Here is a 16,640-nt window from a genome sequence, read left to right on the forward strand (position 1 = left end):
GGAAGGGGAGAGGGAAATGAGCCAGGACCTGTTCTGCGCGCGGCGCGGCGAGGGTGGCGAACCGCTGGTGCTGCTGCACGGGTTCGGCGCCTCGCATCATGTGTGGGAGCCGGTCGCCGCGGCGCTGTCGCGCGACCGTCTCGTGCTGACACCCGACCTGCCGGGGCATGGCCGCTCGCTTGCCTATCCCGGCGCAGGTCCGGTCAAGATCGCGGTGCAGGCTGTGCTGGCGCACATGGAAAGCGAAGGCATCGGCCGGTTTCACCTGGCCGGGCATTCCATGGGCGGTGCGGTCGCCTCGCTGATGGCAGTTGCCGCACCGGACAGGATTGCCTCACTGACGCTGCTGTCGCCGGGCGGGTTCGGGCCGGAGATCAATATCCGCCTGCTGACACGCTACGCGCAGGCCGTGGAGCGCGACGAACTGCTTCCGTGCCTGGAGGAAATGGTCGGCTACCGTCACCCGGTCAACGCGCATTCGCTCGACATGCTTGCCGGTATTCGTGCCCGCGAAGGCCAGCGCGAGATGCTCCTGGACGTGGCGTCGCTGATGACGCGCGACGGTGTGCAGGGGGTCATCCCGCGCGAGCAACTGGCCGGCCTGCCGATGCCCGTCAAGGTGATCTGGGGCACGGAGGACAGGGTTCTGCCGGCCAGCCAGGCGCGCGACCTGCCGCCGCTCTTCGCCCTGCACCTGTTTGGTGCCACGGGCCACATGCTGATCGACGAGCAGACCGAGGCGATCATCCGGCTGATCGGCGAAAACGCGCGCCAGGGTTAGGCGGAAGCGCCAATCCGCATTTGCGCAGCGCCGGGCGTGGCGGGCCTTCTTCTTTTTGCCGTGCTTTTCCGTCAAGCTCCTGTTAACCATTGTGGCTGGTGAAAGCGCAGGGCGCGACATGGCAGACAAACAGACCGGCGGAATGCCGCAAACCGAAACCGGCAACAGCATGCGCAAGCTGTCCGACGTCATCCGGATCGTGAAGAACAACACGGCTGACCGGGACGACGTCGTGGTGGAACTGCGCGAGGCCCAGACCATGCGGCTGGAGCTTCTCGTGCAGGAGCTGCAACCCTTGCTCGACGATATTCCGGCCGAAGACGACCAGTTCGACCTGGCGCTCTCGTCCGGGCTCCAGCCCCGGTTCTGGATCGACGCCACGGCCCATGTCACCATGGGCCGCGACAAGCGCACCTATCGTTTTCTCAAGGATACGCGGCTCGGGCGGGTCGTCCTGGCCGAAAATCCGGACGTGACGGTCATTGCCGATCACGTGGCGCGTTATATCGGCGAGCGGATCGTCGAACGGCAGCGCATGGTGGCGGGCGACGTCACTCCGGTCCGGCACCTGGATGCCGCAGCGGCGCACGACGCCGTCCGAACCAAGGAGAGCGGCGGGTTTTTCGAGGGCCTGATGATCTTCCTGCTCGGCGCGCTCGCCGGTGGCGGCGTCGTCATCGCATTGCTGTGGGACCGGCTCGGGGCGACGGGGCTGGATTTCTGGAACAGGGGCGGCTGAGACCGCCGGTCATTCCTCCAGCCGCCGGTGCTCCACCTCGGCGACGCCGAGCGTATGGCTGGTCAGGGCGCGGCGGCGCATCAGCGTCGTCCATGCGCCGGGTTCGCCCTCGATGTCGAAGAGGGAATAGCCGGCAGCGGGCTTGTGGCCGTTCAGTCCCTGACCGCCCGCCGGAACGCCCGCGACGGGGATGGAGCGGCCTTCGCCGCGAATGTGGCCCAGGGTCGGCAGATGGGTGTGGCCGTGCAGTACGAGTTCAGCGCCGGCCTTGAGCACGGTCTTCTGGAAACGGCCAATGCCGTAGAGGCGCTTGTAGGGCGAGGCGGCGCCCCGGAGCGGCGGATGGTGGATCATGATGATCCGGTAGAGGCCGCGCGCACCCGTATCCTCCAATATCGCGGCAAGGTTGCGCGCCTGCTTGCCGCTGAACTCGCCGCTGGCAAGGAAGGGCGCGGTGGCGACGGCGGAGGACACGCCGATCAGGGCGACCGGACCCCGAACGCGCAGGAAGGGAAAGGATTTTCGGGTGGCCGTGGCATTGGCGCCGTCGCCGCTCATCCAGGGGCTCCAGGCACGGCATGCCTTGTCAAGCGCGCCCGGCACATAGGCATCGTGGTTTCCCGGGACGACCGACGCGTCGCCGGGAGGGGCGAAGGCTTCAAGCCAGACGCGCGCGGCCTCGATCTCGGCGTCCAGCGCCAGGTTGACGAGATCGCCGGTCAGGGCAATGTGGTCGGGCTTGAAGTCGAGAATGTCGGCGCATACCCGGGTCAGGACATCTTCGCCCAGGTTGCGGCTGCGATGCCGGTGCCAGTTGACATAGCCGGTAATGCGCTTGGACACGAGATCGCGATAGCGGACGGGCGGCAAGGGGCCGAGATGGACATCCGAAAGGTGAGCGAGGCGGAACATGGGTCTTTTCATAGGCGAAAGCCCGGTGCCTTTCCAGCGTTGCCGGAGGCGGCATGATGCCTGAGCGGGAAGGCAGGACACTCTGGCGCATCCGGTTGTTCCATGTCTTCTTCCTGCTGGCCCGGCCGATGACACTCGGCGTGCGCGCCATCGTGCATGACAGGAAAAGCAATGCGGTCTTTCTCGTCAGGCATACCTATGTGCCGGGCTGGCAATTGCCGGGCGGCGGGGTCGAACCCGGCGAAAGCGCCGATGACGCGCTTGCGCGCGAATTGCAGGAAGAGGGCAATCTGCGGCTGGCAAGTCCGGCACGCCTGGTGTCGTTTCATTTCAACCGGCGCGCCAGCCGGCGCGACCACGTGGCGCTCTACCTCGTCGAGGCATTCGACCAGACCGGACCGCGCCGGCCCGACCGTGAAATCGCCGAAGCAGGCTTCTTTCCGCTCGACGCCCTGCCGGAGGAAACCACCCGCGCCACACGCGCACGCCTCGCGGAGGTGTTCGGCGACGCGGTCAGATCGCCATTCTGGTAGGTCCGCGCCGGCTGAACCTGTCGCGGTCGTGCGGGGCGTCCCAATCGAGTTCCGGACCCTTGGGCACGATGCGGCTCGGATTGATCGTTTCGTGCGAGCCGTAATAGTGGTTCTTGATGTGGTGAAGATCGACCGTTCCGGCGATGCCCGGCACCTGGTAGAGATCGCGCAGGTAGTTCGACAGGTTCGGGTAATCGGCGACGCGGCGCAGATTGCACTTGAAGTGGCCGACATAGACCGGGTCGAACCGTATCAGCGTCGTGAAGAGCCGCCAGTCGGCCTCGGTCATCGTGTCGCCGACGAGATAGCGGCTGCGCGACAACCGGTCTTCCAGTTCGTCGAGGGTCGCGAAAAGGGAGTCGAAGGCTTCCTCGTAGGCTTCCTTCGTGGTCGCGAAGCCTGCCTTGTAGACGCCATTGTTGACGTTCTCGTAGACCTTGGCGTTGATGGCGTCGATCTCTTCGCGCAGGTTCCCGGGATAGAGGTCGAGCGAGGCGTCGCCCCAATCATCAAAGGCCGTGTTCAGCATGCGGATGATCTCGGCGGACTCGTTGGAGACGATGCATTCGCGATGGCGATCCCACAGCACGGGAACGGTCACGCGGCCCGTATAGTCCGGCCGGTTCTTCGTGTAGACCTGATGCAGGAAATCGAAGCCGTGCAACGTGTCGCCAGTGGCGCCATCTTCCGCGCGGAATTCCCAGCCGTTCTCCGCCATCAGCCAATGGACGACGTCCACCGAGATGATGTCTTCGAGCCCCTTGAGCCTGCGAACGATCAATGTGCGATGGGCCCATGGACAGGCAAGCGACACGTAGAGATGATATCGGCCCGGTTCCGCCTTGAAGCCGCCTTCGCCGGAGGGGCCGGGGGAGCCGTCGCGTGTCACCCAGTTGCGCAGCTGTGATTCCTGCCGTTCGAACCGCCCGCCAGTCGACTCCGTATCATACCACTTGTCCTGCCACTGGCCATCGATCAGCATACCCATCGTCCGGTTCCTTTCCGTTCTCCATACCCAATTGGAGCCCTGGAGCCGGTATGGAAAGCCCCCTTGTCCTGAACAGACCGTCAGTGACAGGCGAAACGGGCGCTGGACATCCCCTCCGTGATCGGCTAGCGGGAAAAGACGCGACGCGCCGAGGGGAAAATCCGTGTCCCATTGCATCATCCGACGACGAGCCCGCGCCTGAGCTTCAGGCAGCCCTAACGCGCATGCGCGGGAGCGCCCATGCGAACGCTCGACGACCGGATGACCGACATGAACACGACCGACATCGCCTATCTGCCGGAAGATCCGGCCCACGACGACGCCATCGAATCCATCAATGAGGAAGCGTTCGGGCCGGGCCGCTTCGCCCGCGCGGCGCAAGCGATCCGGGAAGGCGGGCCGCATGATCCGCGCCTGTCCTTCGTTGCAGTCCATGCCGGCGACATCATCGGCTCGGTCCGCATGACGCCGATCCGGGCCGGCGAGGGACGCGGCCATCTGCTGGGGCCGCTGGCCGTCAAGCCGGCGTGGAAAAGCAAGGGCGTTGGCCGCAAGCTGGTGGCGCTGGCACTGGAGGCCGCGCAGGGTGAAGGATCCGGCGTGGTCGTGCTCGTCGGTGACGAATCCTATTACGGACCGCTCGGTTTCCGTCGCCTGCCATACGGGCAGGTCACCATGCTGCGGCCGGTCGATCCCGCGCGGCTGCTTGCCTGCGAACTGGTTGACGGCGCGGCCGGCAGGCTGACAGGCCTGCTGACGCACGCGGAGCAGGCGCGGCCGCCGGCGCGGCGCTGACGGGGTCCGCCGCGCCTGGCATCCGGCGAACCGCAGGGATCAGCCTTCATCAGTGCCGATCTTGTCCCAGGTGCTTGTTTCGAAATCGGACGCGTCATGGCGCTCGCGAAGCTGCTCCTCGGGCTTTCCGAAAGCGCGGTTGACCATGCGTCCCCGTTTCACCGCCGGCCGGTCCCAGATCTCCTTCTGCCAGCGGATCACGTTCTGGTAGGTGTGCGCTTCGATGAAGGTGGCGGAATCGTCGTAGATCAGGCCGGCGACAAGATTGCCGTACCAGGGCCAGATGGCCATGTCGGCGATGGAGTATTCGTCGCCCGCCATGTAGCGGTTTTCGGCCAGGTGGCGGTCCAGCACGTCAAGCTGGCGCTTTATTTCCATGGTGAAGCGGTCGATGGCGTATTCGATCTTGAAGGGCGCATAGGCATAGAAATGGCCGAACCCGCCGCCCAGATAAGGCGCCGCGCCCATCTGCCAGAACAGCCAGTTGAGCGCCTCGGTGCGCGCGGCGTGACCAGCGGGCAGGAAAGCGCCGAACTTCTCTGCCAGGTACAGCAGGATGGAACCGGATTCGAAAACGCGGACCGGCTTTTCGCCGGACCGGTCGACCAGGGCGGGGATCTTCGAATTCGGATTGGCGGCGACGAAGCCGCTGGAAAACTGGTCGCCCTCGTTGATGCGGATCAGCCAGGCATCGTATTCGGCGCCCTTGTGTCCCGTCGCCAGCAGTTCCTCCAGCATGACGGTCACCTTGACGCCGTTCGGCGTGGCGAGCGAGTAAAGCTGCAGGGGATGCTTGCCGACGGGCAGGTCCTTGTCATGGGTCGGACCGGCGACCGGGCGGTTGATGCTGGCGAAACGGCCGCCGTTTTCCTTGTTCCACGTCCATACCTTCGGCGGCGTGTAGCCTTCCGGCTGGTTCATCTCGTTCTCCTGGATTCGATCCTCTCACGGCAAAAGATAGCCTCTCGCGAGCCAAAGGGAAGGCCGCATCAAGACGCTTCGCCGCAATGCATGTGTCGGGCCCGCTCGGCGGAGCCCGTGACGCCGGGTGCTACCGGCCTTCGCGCCACCACATGGAACCGAGCGCGAGCAGCAGAAGCCCGAGGCCGAGGAAGCCGGCGAAAAGCGGCGTGCGGTTGAGCGAGCGCAAGACGCTGTCGCCCGAAGACCGCAGGCCCAGCCAGTCGCGTCCGGAGGCCGGCGCATTGGGCCGGACCGGGACGATGCCGGGAAGACGATCGCCGGCCAGACGGCGCACGGCCCCACCGCTGGCCTTGGCGATGGGATCGAGCTTCGCCGTCGTCGATACGGTCTCGGCGAATTCCGGCGCATTGACAGGGCCGACATGGGCGAGCGCGAACAGGTCGTCATTGGCCACCTGGTAGAGGCCGATCTCCTCGCCCTCCAGCGTGCCGGTGAAAATGCCGGGCGATTCGGCCGACAGCGGCACCTCGGCCGTCTTTCCCGAAGGCAGGATGACGGTTGCGGAGCCTGCCTCCGCGGCCATGGTCTGACGGCGCACTTCCAGCAGCATGCCGCGGCCTTCGGCCGTCAGGCGCTCCTCTTCCAGTTCCGGTTCGCGCATCAGCCAGTGCGCGATGCGACGGTAGAGCGCCACATGCGGGCCGCCGCCCTCGAAGCCGCGCGCCCACAGCCAGCCCTGGTCGGAGAGAAGCTGCGCCACGCGGCCCTCGCCATGGCGGTTGAGGATCAGCAACGGGCGTTCCCCGACGCCGCGCATCACCACCTCGCCCTCCGGCCGGTCGACGGCGACCTGCCGGAACCAGCGGCTCCATTGCGGCGGTTCGCTGGCCGAACCTTCCAGACCGCGCGTGACTGGGTGGCGTTCGCCGGTATCGGTCAGGCGCGGATGAAAGGCCTGGTCGATCACCTGGCCGGTCGGCATGGCGGGCAGGGCGGGCAGCAGCGGTGTGCGGGCGATGGACTGTTCGCCAGCATATTCCGGACCTGCCGCGACCAGCAGGGCGCCGCCATTGCTCACATATTGCGCGATGTAGTCGTAGTAGAGAACCGGCAGAACATCGCGGTGCTGGTAGCGGTCCAGGATGATGAGGTCGAAGTCGTCGATCTTCTCCACGAAGAGTTCGCGGGTCGGAAAGGCGATCAGGGAAAGCTCGTTGATCGGCGTGCCATCCTGCTTTTCCGGCGGGCGCAGGATGGTGAAGTGGACGAGATCGACCGAGGCGTCCGACTTGAGCAGGTTGCGCCAGGTGCGCTCGCCCGCATGCGGTTCACCCGAGACGAGCAGGACTCGCAGGTTCTCGCGGATGCCGTCGATCACGGCCACGGCGCGATTGTTGGCCGGCGTCACCTCGCCGTCGGCGCGCGGGATGGACAGTTCGACGATGTTGCGCCCGCCATTGGGGACGACGATCTCCAGCGGCATGGTTTGCCCCGCCACCGCCTGTTCGGTGGAGACGAGTTCGCCGTTGATCCGCACCTCGACCGAAACCGCGCCGCCGCTGCCATCGCCCGTTCCGGTGACCTCGTAGGTCAATTCCAGCGGCTTGCCGGCAATGCCGAACCGCGGTGCCTCGACAAAGCGGATACGGCGGTCGAACTCGTCGGCCTCGCCAGTGATCAGGCCATGGACCGGCGCGTTGAAACCGAGCGCCTGAAGGTTTTCCGGCACGTCATGGACCTGCCCGTCGGTGATCAGGATGCCGCCGGCGACGCGCGAGGGCGGGACATCGGACAGAAGGCCGGACAAGGCGCCGAACAGGCGGGTCTCTACGCGTTCGTCGGCGCGGTCGCCGCGGCCGGCCTCGGCGACGCGAAGTTCGAATTCGGGGAAGCGGGCCAGGCGGGCCTTCAGCGCTTCCAATGCGGCGTCCGCCTCGGCATTGCGGGTGCCGATGTCCTGGCTCTGGCTGCGGTCGACGATGACACCGACCACGCTCCTGACCGGATCGCGTTCCTCTTCCAGCAGCACCGGATTGGCGAGAGCAAGTACGAGCGCCGCCATGGCGGTGGCCCGGATCCAGGCGCCACGCTGGCCGAGCACGATGCCGGCCAGTGCCAGCAATGCAAGCACGGCGGCGGCACCGGCGAGCCAGGGCCAGGCGAGGAGCGGATCGAAGGACAGGGAAACCTGGTTCATGCGCGCTGCCTCATTGTCCGAGCCGTTCCAGCAGCGCCGGGATGTGGACCTGGTCCGCCTTGTAGTTGCCTGTCAGCATGTACATCATGATGTTCACGCCGGCGCGGAACGCATAGACACGCTGCAGCGGGTTGTTGGGCACGGTCGGCAGGAGAAAATCGCCATCGGCGTCGATGGCCCAGGCGCCGGCGAAATCGTTGCCGGTGATCAGGATGGGAGAGACGCCGTCTCCTGTTCGCACGGGCCGGTCCTCGCCGCTGTCGGCATTGAGCGAGGCCTCGACCCAGAGCGGAGAGGCAGAATAGCGGCCGGGAAAGCCTGCAAGGATGTAGAACGACTTGGTGAGCACGTGATCGGGCGGGACGGGCTCCAGCGCCGGCACGTTCATCGACGCGAGGATCTCGCGCAGGCGCTGGGTGGCCGGCGACGCCGCGTTCGCGCCGAACCCGGCCGAATAGGCGTCGCGGGTGTCGAAAAGCACGGTCCCGCCCTGTTGCATGTAGGCGTCGATACGCGCCAGCGCGCCCGGTGGCGGCACTGGCACGCTGGCGTCCACCGGCCAGTAGATGATGGGGTAGAAGGCCAGTTCGTCCGTGGCGATGTCCAGGCCGACCGGTTCGCCGGGTTCCAGCGCGGTCTTGCGGATGAGGAAATCCGACAGGCCGCGCAGGCCGGCGCGCGAAACCGCGTCGATGCTGCCATTGCCGGTGACGACATAGGCCAGCCGCGTCTGTTCGATCGCGGCGATGGCTTCGGCATCGCCGGGCTTCTGGTCGCTGGCTTCCTGCGCAAGCGCATCAGGCGCGAGGGCGGACATCATCATTGCCGTCGTGAATGCCAGCACAAGGCCGGCCGCAGCGGCGGCGCGGCGCGGCCGTCGCGTCATGAGGCCGGAGAGCCAGAAGACGATGAGCGTGTCCAGGGCCAGCAAGGCGGCGGCGCTGGCCAGCAGCGGACCCTTCAGGGATGCCGACTCATCGGCGCCATAACCGATGCCGGTCACGGGCGCATTGAATTGCGGCCGCGTGAGTGGCACCAGCGCGGCGTCTTCGGGCAGGAGGTTGCGCGCGACGACACCATCCTCGGTGCCATAGAGGCCGGGGGGATGCTCCAGGGTGACGGGCGGCAGGCCGGCGGACAGGTCGAGCGGACGGGCGTCCGGCGTCGGGGGCACGAGCGCACCGTTGGCGCCGATCATGCGCCACGGCGCCAGCGTCGCGGCCACCTGTCCTCCCGAGGCAAGTGCGAGGGCGCCCTGGTTGCGCGAGAATTGCACGATGCGCCGGAGCATTTCCACGAAGGTGCCGGAAATCGGCAGGTTCGACCACGTCGCCTCGGGCGTCACATGGAACAGGACGATCGTTCCGTCGCCGCGCGGGCCGCCGGTGACCAGCGGCGTGCCGTCGGCGAGCGCGGCCCAGGTCCGCTCGACAATCCCCGGCTCCGGTTCGGCCAGGACCTGGCGCGACACCGTGACCTCGCGTGGCGGGGTGAGACCGGCAAAGCCGCCGGTCGCCGGGAATTCCGCGACCGGCTGGGGTTCCGTCCAGGACAGCGATCCGCCAAGCGCGCGTTCGCCCGAGCGCAGGCGAACCGGCAGGAGATCGTCGAATTCCGGCGTACCGGCAAGGCGGGGACCGGCAAAGCGCACCAGCGTGCCGCCGCCTTCGACCCATGACGAAAGCGCCTCGCGCGCCGCCTGGGGAATGACGCCGATGTCAGACATCACGATCACGGCGGGCTTTTGATCGAGGATTTCGGGAATTGCCGCGTTCAGGTCGTTGGTCTGCGGCTCGACAAGATCGGCGAAGGGGGTCAGGGCACGGCGGATGTAGTAGAGCGGAGACAGCAGCGGCTGGGCCCGGTCGGCCTCCGATGCCGAGATCAGAGCCACGCGCCGGCGGCGCGCATTGTCGTCCAGGACGCGGGTTGCTGCCGCATGGCCGGCGCCCTCGACCACGATGGCGGCATAGTCGTTGCGCAACTCGAAAGGCGCCTCGAAACTGGCCTGCGCGATTGTATCACCGGGCCGGAAGGCGGCCTGCGCCTCGCCAATGCGCCGGCCCTTGTCGTCCAGGGCATAAAGCGTGGCAAGTGCCGGTCCCGTTTCATCGGAGGGACGGATGACGGAGACGTCCAGAGCCGTGGCGCCGTTGCCGGTGGCGGCGATGCCGGTCAGGGCGCCGGACCGTTCATCGGCCCAGATAACGGTTTCCGGCGCGATCCCCTGTATCTGGGCAAAGGCGGCATCGTCGCCGTCCGTTTGCAGGCCATCGGTCAGCATGGCCAGTGTCACGCCCGTCTGGTCGTCCAGCGTCTCGGCGATGCGCGCGAAGGCCGCGACCCGGTCGACGGGCACCGGCCGCGGCTCGGCCGCGGCAAGGCGGTCGCGCGCGGTGGCCGGATCGAAGGGGCCGATGGCCGTGTTGGCCTTCTCGGCGGTCAGGGCGAGGATGACGGGCATGCCGGCCTCGGCGGCGTCGTCGATGAGCGTCGCGGCGGTCTCGCGGCGGCGCTCCCAGTCAGGCGCGGCGGCCCAGCCATTGTCGACGACCAGTACCAGCGGACCGTTGCCGGCGACGACGGCCTCGCGCGGATTGAAGACGGGACCGGCCAGCGCGAAGATGACCAGCGCGGCCATCAGCAGGCGCAGGAGCGTCAGCCACCAGGGGCTTTTCTGCGGCGTTTCCTCGGTCTTGAGCACGCGCGCCAGGATGCGCAGCGGCGGGAACACCTCTTCGCGCGGATGCGGCGGGGTGAGGCGCAGGAGCCACCAGATGACCGGCAGGGCCAGGAGTCCGAACAGGATGGCCGGGCTGGCGAAGGTGAGGGGCAGCCCCGCGATCATCGGCCCGCTCCGGCAAGTGCCTGCGGCTCGCTCATGGCCATGTGCACCGCGACAAGCGCGCCGGAGGCTAGTTGGTCGGTGTGGTTCACCGTATAGCTCCAGCCGAGGCGGCGCGCCCATGCGGCCATGTCATCCCGCCGCGCCCGGTAGAGGGCCGCGTAGTCGTCACGGAATGCCTCGGCGCGCCCGGCGCGCAGCTTCTCGCCGGTCTCGGGATCGCGGAATTCGGTGCGTCCGGCATAGGGGAACTGCTCCTCGGCCGGATCGCAGACCTCGATCAGGTGGGCGCGCACGCCGCGGCCCGCGAGCGGTTCGAGCCAGGCGCGCATGTCCTCGACCGGGTCGAGGAAGTCGGAGACGATGACAATGTCGGAAAACCGGCGGATCATGGTGAAATCCGGCTTTCCCGGCAGGTCGGGCGCATGGATCAGGCGCTCGGCCAAGCGTTCGGCGGCATTGCGCGCGGTGATCGGGTCGGTGAGGCCGGGCCAGCCGATGCGTTCGCCGGAGCGGGCCAGGAGTTCCGCCAGCGCCAGCGCCAGCACCAGCGCGCGGCTTTCCTTCGATACCGACGTGAGCGACGACTTGAACAGCATGGAGGGCGAGGGGTCGGACCACAGCCAGACGGTATGGGCCGCCTCCCACTCGTTGTCGCGCACATAGGTATGGTCGTCGCGCGCGGAGCGGCGCCAGTCGATGCGCGACATCGCCTCGCCTTCGACATAGGGCCGGTATTGCCAGAAATTCTCACCGATACCGCGCTTGCGCCGTCCATGCCAGCCGGAAATGACGGTGGAAACGATGCGGCGCGCCTCGACCAGGAGGTCCGGCACGAGGGAGGCCCGCAGGCGGGCGCGCGCCAGCGCATCGCGCGCGGCGACCGGTTCGGCGATCGCGCCCAGCGGCGCCATCAGCCGATCTCTTCGGCCAGGCGGGCGATGACCGTGCGCACGTTCATGCCTTCCGCACGGGCCGCGAAGGTGAGTGCCATGCGGTGCTGCAGGACGGGTTCGGCAAGTGCTGCGACATCGTCGACCGAAGGGGCCAGGCGGCCGTCGTAGAGGGCACGGGCGCGGGCGCACAGGGTCAGCGCCTGGCTGGCGCGCGGACCGGGGCCCCAGGCGACATGACGGTCGGTTTCCGCATTGCCATTTCCCGGGCGGGCGGAGCGGACCAGCTTGAGGATGGCTTCGACCACGCTTTCGGGCACCGGCATGCGCCGGACAAGCTGCTGGATCTGCAGAAGACGGCCGGCGGACATGACATTGCGCGCCTTCGCATCCCCGGTTCCGGTGGTTTCCAGCAGGATGCGCCGCTCTGCCTCCAGCTCGGGATAGAGGATGTCAATCTGCATCAGGAAGCGGTCAAGCTGGGCTTCGGGGAGAGGATAGGTGCCTTCCTGTTCGAGCGGGTTCTGCGTGGCCAGGACATGGAACGGCGAGGGCAGGTCATGGCGGTGACCGGCGACCGTAACGTGGTATTCCTGCATGGATTGCAGCAGGGCCGACTGGGTGCGCGGCGATGCGCGGTTGATCTCGTCGGCCATGAGAAGCTGGGCGAAAACCGGCCCCGGGATGAAGCGGAACGAACGGCGGCGGTTCTCGTCCTCCTCCATCACTTCCGATCCCAGGATGTCGGACGGCATGAGGTCCGGCGTGAACTGGATGCGGCGTGCATCAAGGCCGAGTACCGAGCCGAGCGTGTCGACCAGCTTGGTCTTGGCGAGGCCCGGAACACCCACCAGCAGCGCGTGGCCACCGGCCAGCAGCGCCACGATGGCGCGCTCGACCACGCTTTCCTGACCGAAGATCACCTCGCCGACCGCCTCGCGCGCCTTCGCGATGTCGGCCAGGGCCGCTTCGGCCTCGGCGATCATCTGCTCTTCGCTCAACGGCTTGTCAGGGGTCATCAGGCTCATCATCGACTTCCTTTTCCTGGCCGGATCGGTGACGCATACTGAACAGGATGATTGCGTCATTGCTCAAATTAAACCAGCCAACAGGGCTGACAAGCGCAATAACGGTGACTATTTCGTGACCATGACGAACAAAACCGACCCCGCCGAGACGCCGCAAGGCAGCCTTTCCGCAGCCCGCGAGAGCGCCGGGCTGGAAGCCCTGATCAGCCGCGCCGTGGGCCAGGACCGGGGCTTGCCGCCGGTGGAACGCTGGAACCCGGAGCATTGCGGCGCCATCGACATGGAAATCCGCCGCGACGGGACCTGGTTCTACATGGGTACGCCCATCGGCCGGGAAGCGCTGGTGCGGCTCTTCTCCACCGTCCTGCGCAAGGACGAGGATGGCGAGACCTATCTCGTCACGCCTGTGGAAAAGGTGCTCATCCGCGTGGAGGACGCGCCCTTCGTGGCTGTCGAGGCGGTGGCGAGCGGGACCGGGGAAGAGCAGGTGGTGACATTCCGCACCAATGTCGGCGACCTGGTGGAGGCCGGGCCGGACCATCCGCTGCGCTTCGTCGACGAGGACGGCACGGGCGGACTGAAGCCCTATGTACATGTACGCGGACGGCTGGAGGCGCTGGTCTCGCGCGCGGTAATGTACGATCTCGTCGCCCTGGGCGAGACGGTCACCATCGACGGAACCGAGATGTTCGCGCTGCGCTCGAAAGGCGCCGTTTTCCCGATGATGACGATGGAACGGCTGGAGGCCCTGTCGCAATGACCGTGAGCGATATGGCGGCCGGCTTCACCGTCGCGGACCTGCGCGCGCGCCTTTCCCACGAGGACGGGCCGTTCGGCACCGACGATCACGGCGACCATCATCTCAACCCGGCGCTGCGCCACCTCATCGTCAAGCCGCAATTGCGCGATGCCGCGGTGCTCGTTCCGCTGGTCGAGCGCGCCGGCGGGCCGAACATCATCCTGACCCAGCGCACGGAAACCCTGCGCAGCCATTCCGGCCAGGTGGCCTTTCCCGGCGGGCGCATCGACCCGGAGGACGCCACGCCGGAGGCCGCGGCGCTGCGCGAAACGCATGAGGAAATCGGCATCGCGCCGGACAGGGTGGAGGTGTTCGGACGGATGCCGGACTACCTGACGGGAAGCGGCTACCGAATCGCGCCGATCTTCGGGCTCGTGGACCCCGATGCCAGCGTCGTTGCCAATCCGGAGGAAGTGGCGGCCGTGTTCGAGGTGCCGCTGGCCTTCCTGATGAACCCGGCGAACCACGTGCGCGAAAGCCGGATCTGGGAGGGTCAGGAACGCTTCTTCTGGACGATGCCGCACGGGGACCGCTACATCTGGGGCGTCACCGCCGGGATCATCCGGACGATCTATGAAAGGCTTTATGCTTGAGCGGCACGGTTTCCCTGGCCGGCAAGGCCGACTGGCTCGATGAACCCGGCCTGCAAGCGCTTCTGGCGGCGCTGTGCGAAGATGGTGAGGAAGCCCGCGTCGCCGGCGGCGCGGTGCGCAACACGCTGCTCGGCCAGGCGGTCAGCGACATCGACATCGCCACGACGACCTTGCCGGACGAAACGATCGCGCGGGCGCAAGCCGCCGGCTTCAAGGCGGTGCCGACGGGCTACGAGCACGGCACGATCACCGTGATCGCCAATGGTATCCCGCATGAAGTGACGACGCTGCGCTGCGATGTCGAAACCCATGGCCGCCATGCGACCGTCCGGTTCGGGCGGGACTGGAAGACGGATGCGGAACGGCGCGATTTCACCATCAACGCGCTCTACGCGAAGGCGGATGGCGAGGTGGTCGACCATGTGGGCGGGCTTGCCGACCTTCAATCGCGCACCCTGCGCTTCATCGGCGACGCGGACACGCGAATCCGCGAGGATTATCTGCGCATCCTGCGTTTCTTCCGCTTCTTCGCCTGGTACGGGCATGGCCGGCCGGACGCGGAGGGTCTGAAAGCCTGCGCGCGGCTGAAGGGCGGCATGGACCGGCTGTCGGCCGAACGCGTCTGGGCGGAGATGAAAAAGCTGCTCAGCGCGCCCGATCCCTCGCGCGCGCTGCTGTGGATGCGTCAGACCGGCGTTCTGACCGCCATCCTGCCCGAGAGCGAGAAATGGGGCATTGACGGCATTCATGGACTGCTGGCCGCGGAAAATCATGCCGGCCTGCCGCTCGACGCGATGCTGCGCCTTGAAGCCATGCTGCCTCCGGACAGTGCCCGCATGGAAGCCCTGGCGGATCGCCTGCGCCTGTCGGGCGACGAGCGCAAGCGCCTGCGCGAATGGGCCTTCGCCGACACGCCACCGGAGGATGTGTCGGACGGCGGTCTCGCCAGACTGCTCTATCGCGGTCCCGAACAGGGTGTGCGCGACAGGATCGCACTGGCCCTGGCTTCGGCCAGTTCCCCGGCCACGGTTTCGGACAAGCAGATGCGCGCGCACGCTTTGCGCCTGCACCAGTGGAGACAGGCGCTTGCCTTCGAGCGGCCCGTGATGCCGGTGCGCGGCAAGGATCTCGGTGATGCCGGCATCCCGGCCGGTCCTGCCATGGGCCGTCTTCTCACCGCGCTCGAGGACGCCTGGGTATCGTCGGGCTTTTCGCTCACGAAAGACGACCTTGTCGCCCTGGCGCGGCGGAAAGCCGCCGCGGTGCAGCCACGGGACTGACCTGTGATCAACCGGCCCGGACGTGCCGGGCCGGAAAGAACGGATTTGCGTCAGGCAGCCTCGCCGCTGCGGGTGATCTTGGAACGGATCGCATCCAGCATGCTTTCGCGGATGATGGTTTCGCCATGGGTGGTGCGCAAATGCTCCACCGCGCGGCGGATCACCTCGGCCTCGTCCTCATGGCGGGTGTGCCAGTCACAGCCCGGAACGAGCGATCCACAATGGAATTCCTTCATGGCTTATCCTCCTGTGCTGTTTGCCATACCATTTCAGTATAGGGCGAAATGCGGCCGCTGTTGTGACAGCCGTCAATGACCGGCCGCCTTTCCGCATGTAGGGCGCTCACGGCCACTTCACCACCGGGGGCATGGAAGACAGGATGGAATCGATGTTGCCGCCGGTCTTCAGGCCGAAGATCGTGCCGCGATCGTAGAGAAGGTTGAATTCCACGTAGCGCCCGCGCCGGACGAGTTGTTCCTCGCGGTCGGCATCGGTCCAGGCGGCCGCGAAATTCTGCCGCACGATATGGGAATAGGCGACGAGAAAGGTCCGGCCGACATCCTGGGTGAAGGCGAAATCGGCGTCCCATCCTCCCTTTTCGACCGGTGAATGCAGCCAGTCGTAGAAGATGCCGCCGATGCCGCGCGGTTCGTTCCTGTGCGGCAGGAAGAAATACTCGTCGCACCAGGCCTTGTAGCGTTCGTGGTCGGCGACGCCGGCATGCTTGTCGCAGACGAATCTCATCGCCTTGTGGAACGTGAGGGCGTCGGGGTCGTCCTGGGTGCGGCGCCGGTCGAGCACCGGCGTCAGGTCCGCGCCGCCGCCGAACCACTGGCGTGTCGTCACCACCATGCGGGTGTTCATGTGCACGGCCGGGACGTTCGGGTTGACCGGGTGGCAGATCAGCGAAATGCCCGACGCCCAGAAGCGCGGATCCTCGTTGGCGCCGGGGATCTGGTTGCGAAATTCCGGCGAGAACTCGCCATGGACGGTCGAGGTATGGACGCCGACCTTCTCGAACAGGCGGCCATGCATCATGGACATGACGCCGCCACCGCCGCGGCCCTCGTCGCGTTGCCATTCGCGACGCTCGAAGCGGCCGGGTTCGCCGCCGCCATGCGGTTCGGGCACCTCATCCTCGAGCGCCTCGAAACCGGCGCAGATGCGGTCGCGCAGTTCCTCGAACCATGCCCTGGCCAGCGTCTTCTTTTCCTCGATGCCGTCCGGCAGGCCGGCGGGAATGTCGGGCCGTTCCATCATGCCTCCTCAATCTGCAATCGCCGCGACGGCCAGAAAAAGACTCGCCAGGCGCGGTATCCGTCCCTAGTATTTT

At 66.9% G+C, this 16,640-nt stretch carries 16 protein-coding genes; 7 read left to right on the forward strand and 9 right to left on the reverse strand.

The window, feature by feature from the left end; all coding sequences use genetic code 11:
- Positions 1-16 precede the first annotated feature (16 nt).
- Entirely contained in the window at positions 17-781 is a 765-nt protein-coding gene (locus tag ACLB6G_RS11095) for an alpha/beta fold hydrolase (RefSeq protein ID WP_410356233.1), read from the forward strand.
- Between the two features lie 118 nt (positions 782-899).
- Positions 900-1,520: a hypothetical protein gene (locus tag ACLB6G_RS11100; protein ID WP_410356234.1), complete on the forward strand. Its 621-nt coding sequence runs from the start codon at positions 900-902 to the stop codon at positions 1,518-1,520.
- A gap of 9 nt (positions 1,521-1,529) precedes the next feature.
- Here the strand turns inward: ACLB6G_RS11100 and ACLB6G_RS11105 are convergent, their stop codons facing one another.
- Positions 1,530-2,432 carry a metallophosphoesterase family protein gene (locus ACLB6G_RS11105; protein WP_410356235.1) on the reverse strand — a complete coding sequence of 301 codons (903 nt, stop codon included), beginning with the start codon at positions 2,430-2,432 and terminating at the stop codon, positions 1,530-1,532.
- A gap of 53 nt (positions 2,433-2,485) precedes the next feature.
- Here ACLB6G_RS11105 and ACLB6G_RS11110 point away from each other — a divergent pair, with 53 nt between their 5' ends.
- Positions 2,486-2,965: an NUDIX domain-containing protein gene (locus ACLB6G_RS11110; RefSeq protein ID WP_410356236.1), complete on the forward strand. Its 480-nt coding sequence runs from the start codon at positions 2,486-2,488 to the stop codon at positions 2,963-2,965.
- On the opposite strand, the gene ACLB6G_RS11115 is transcribed toward ACLB6G_RS11110, so the two are convergent.
- Positions 2,946-3,953 carry a glutathione S-transferase family protein gene (locus tag ACLB6G_RS11115; RefSeq protein ID WP_410356237.1) on the reverse strand — a complete coding sequence of 336 codons (1,008 nt, stop codon included), beginning with the start codon at positions 3,951-3,953 and terminating at the stop codon, positions 2,946-2,948. The two genes, ACLB6G_RS11110 and ACLB6G_RS11115, sit on opposite strands and share 20 nt — an antisense overlap.
- Positions 3,954-4,193: 240 nt before the next feature.
- On the opposite strand from ACLB6G_RS11115, the gene ACLB6G_RS11120 reads away from it, so the two are divergent.
- Positions 4,194-4,748 (forward strand): GNAT family N-acetyltransferase, encoded by a 555-nt coding sequence (locus ACLB6G_RS11120; protein WP_410356238.1) that lies wholly within the window; start codon positions 4,194-4,196, stop codon positions 4,746-4,748.
- A 39-nt stretch (positions 4,749-4,787) separates the two neighbouring features.
- Here ACLB6G_RS11120 and yghU read toward each other — a convergent pair whose 3' ends face one another.
- The 5 genes from yghU to ACLB6G_RS11145 form a co-directional block, all read right to left on the reverse strand.
- Positions 4,788-5,669, reverse strand: coding sequence for a glutathione-dependent disulfide-bond oxidoreductase (gene yghU, locus ACLB6G_RS11125; protein WP_410356239.1), 882 nt, complete (start codon positions 5,667-5,669; stop codon positions 4,788-4,790).
- 130 nt (positions 5,670-5,799) lie between these two features.
- Positions 5,800-7,869 (reverse strand): hypothetical protein, encoded by a 2,070-nt coding sequence (locus tag ACLB6G_RS11130; protein WP_410356240.1) that lies wholly within the window; start codon positions 7,867-7,869, stop codon positions 5,800-5,802.
- A 10-nt stretch (positions 7,870-7,879) separates the two neighbouring features.
- Complete coding sequence (locus ACLB6G_RS11135) at positions 7,880-10,714, reverse strand: DUF4159 domain-containing protein (RefSeq protein ID WP_410356428.1); 2,835 nt, start codon at positions 10,712-10,714, stop codon at positions 7,880-7,882.
- On the reverse strand, positions 10,714-11,628 hold the full coding sequence (locus ACLB6G_RS11140) for a DUF58 domain-containing protein (RefSeq protein WP_410356241.1): 915 nt from the start codon (positions 11,626-11,628) through the stop codon (positions 10,714-10,716). Before ACLB6G_RS11140 ends, ACLB6G_RS11135 begins: the two co-directional genes overlap by 1 nt.
- On the reverse strand, positions 11,628-12,635 hold the full coding sequence (locus ACLB6G_RS11145; RefSeq protein WP_410356242.1) for an AAA family ATPase: 1,008 nt from the start codon (positions 12,633-12,635) through the stop codon (positions 11,628-11,630). Before ACLB6G_RS11145 ends, ACLB6G_RS11140 begins: the two co-directional genes overlap by 1 nt.
- Before the next feature lie 121 nt (positions 12,636-12,756).
- On the opposite strand from ACLB6G_RS11145, the gene ACLB6G_RS11150 reads away from it, so the two are divergent.
- From ACLB6G_RS11150 to ACLB6G_RS11160, 3 genes are read left to right on the forward strand one after another with little or no spacing between them, the layout of a single operon-like run.
- Positions 12,757-13,395 (forward strand): DUF1285 domain-containing protein, encoded by a 639-nt coding sequence (locus ACLB6G_RS11150; RefSeq protein WP_410356429.1) that lies wholly within the window; start codon positions 12,757-12,759, stop codon positions 13,393-13,395.
- Positions 13,392-14,027 (forward strand): CoA pyrophosphatase, encoded by a 636-nt coding sequence (locus ACLB6G_RS11155; protein WP_410356243.1) that lies wholly within the window; start codon positions 13,392-13,394, stop codon positions 14,025-14,027. Before ACLB6G_RS11150 ends, ACLB6G_RS11155 begins: the two co-directional genes overlap by 4 nt.
- The gene (locus ACLB6G_RS11160; RefSeq protein ID WP_410356244.1) at positions 14,024-15,307 is read left to right on the forward strand and encodes a CCA tRNA nucleotidyltransferase; all 1,284 of its coding nucleotides are present in this window, start codon (positions 14,024-14,026) and stop codon (positions 15,305-15,307) included. The genes ACLB6G_RS11155 and ACLB6G_RS11160 overlap by 4 nt, the downstream gene beginning before the upstream one ends.
- A gap of 50 nt (positions 15,308-15,357) precedes the next feature.
- Here the strand turns inward: ACLB6G_RS11160 and ACLB6G_RS11165 are convergent, their stop codons facing one another.
- Complete coding sequence (locus ACLB6G_RS11165; protein WP_410356245.1) at positions 15,358-15,543, reverse strand: DUF1059 domain-containing protein; 186 nt, start codon at positions 15,541-15,543, stop codon at positions 15,358-15,360.
- 106 nt (positions 15,544-15,649) lie between these two features.
- Complete coding sequence (hemF, locus tag ACLB6G_RS11170) at positions 15,650-16,564, reverse strand: oxygen-dependent coproporphyrinogen oxidase (RefSeq protein WP_410356430.1); 915 nt, start codon at positions 16,562-16,564, stop codon at positions 15,650-15,652.
- Between the last annotated feature and the right edge of the window lie 76 nt (positions 16,565-16,640).

The organism is Zhengella sedimenti (assembly GCF_046506625.1).
Lineage (GTDB): Bacteria > Pseudomonadota > Alphaproteobacteria > Rhizobiales > Rhizobiaceae > Zhengella > Zhengella sedimenti.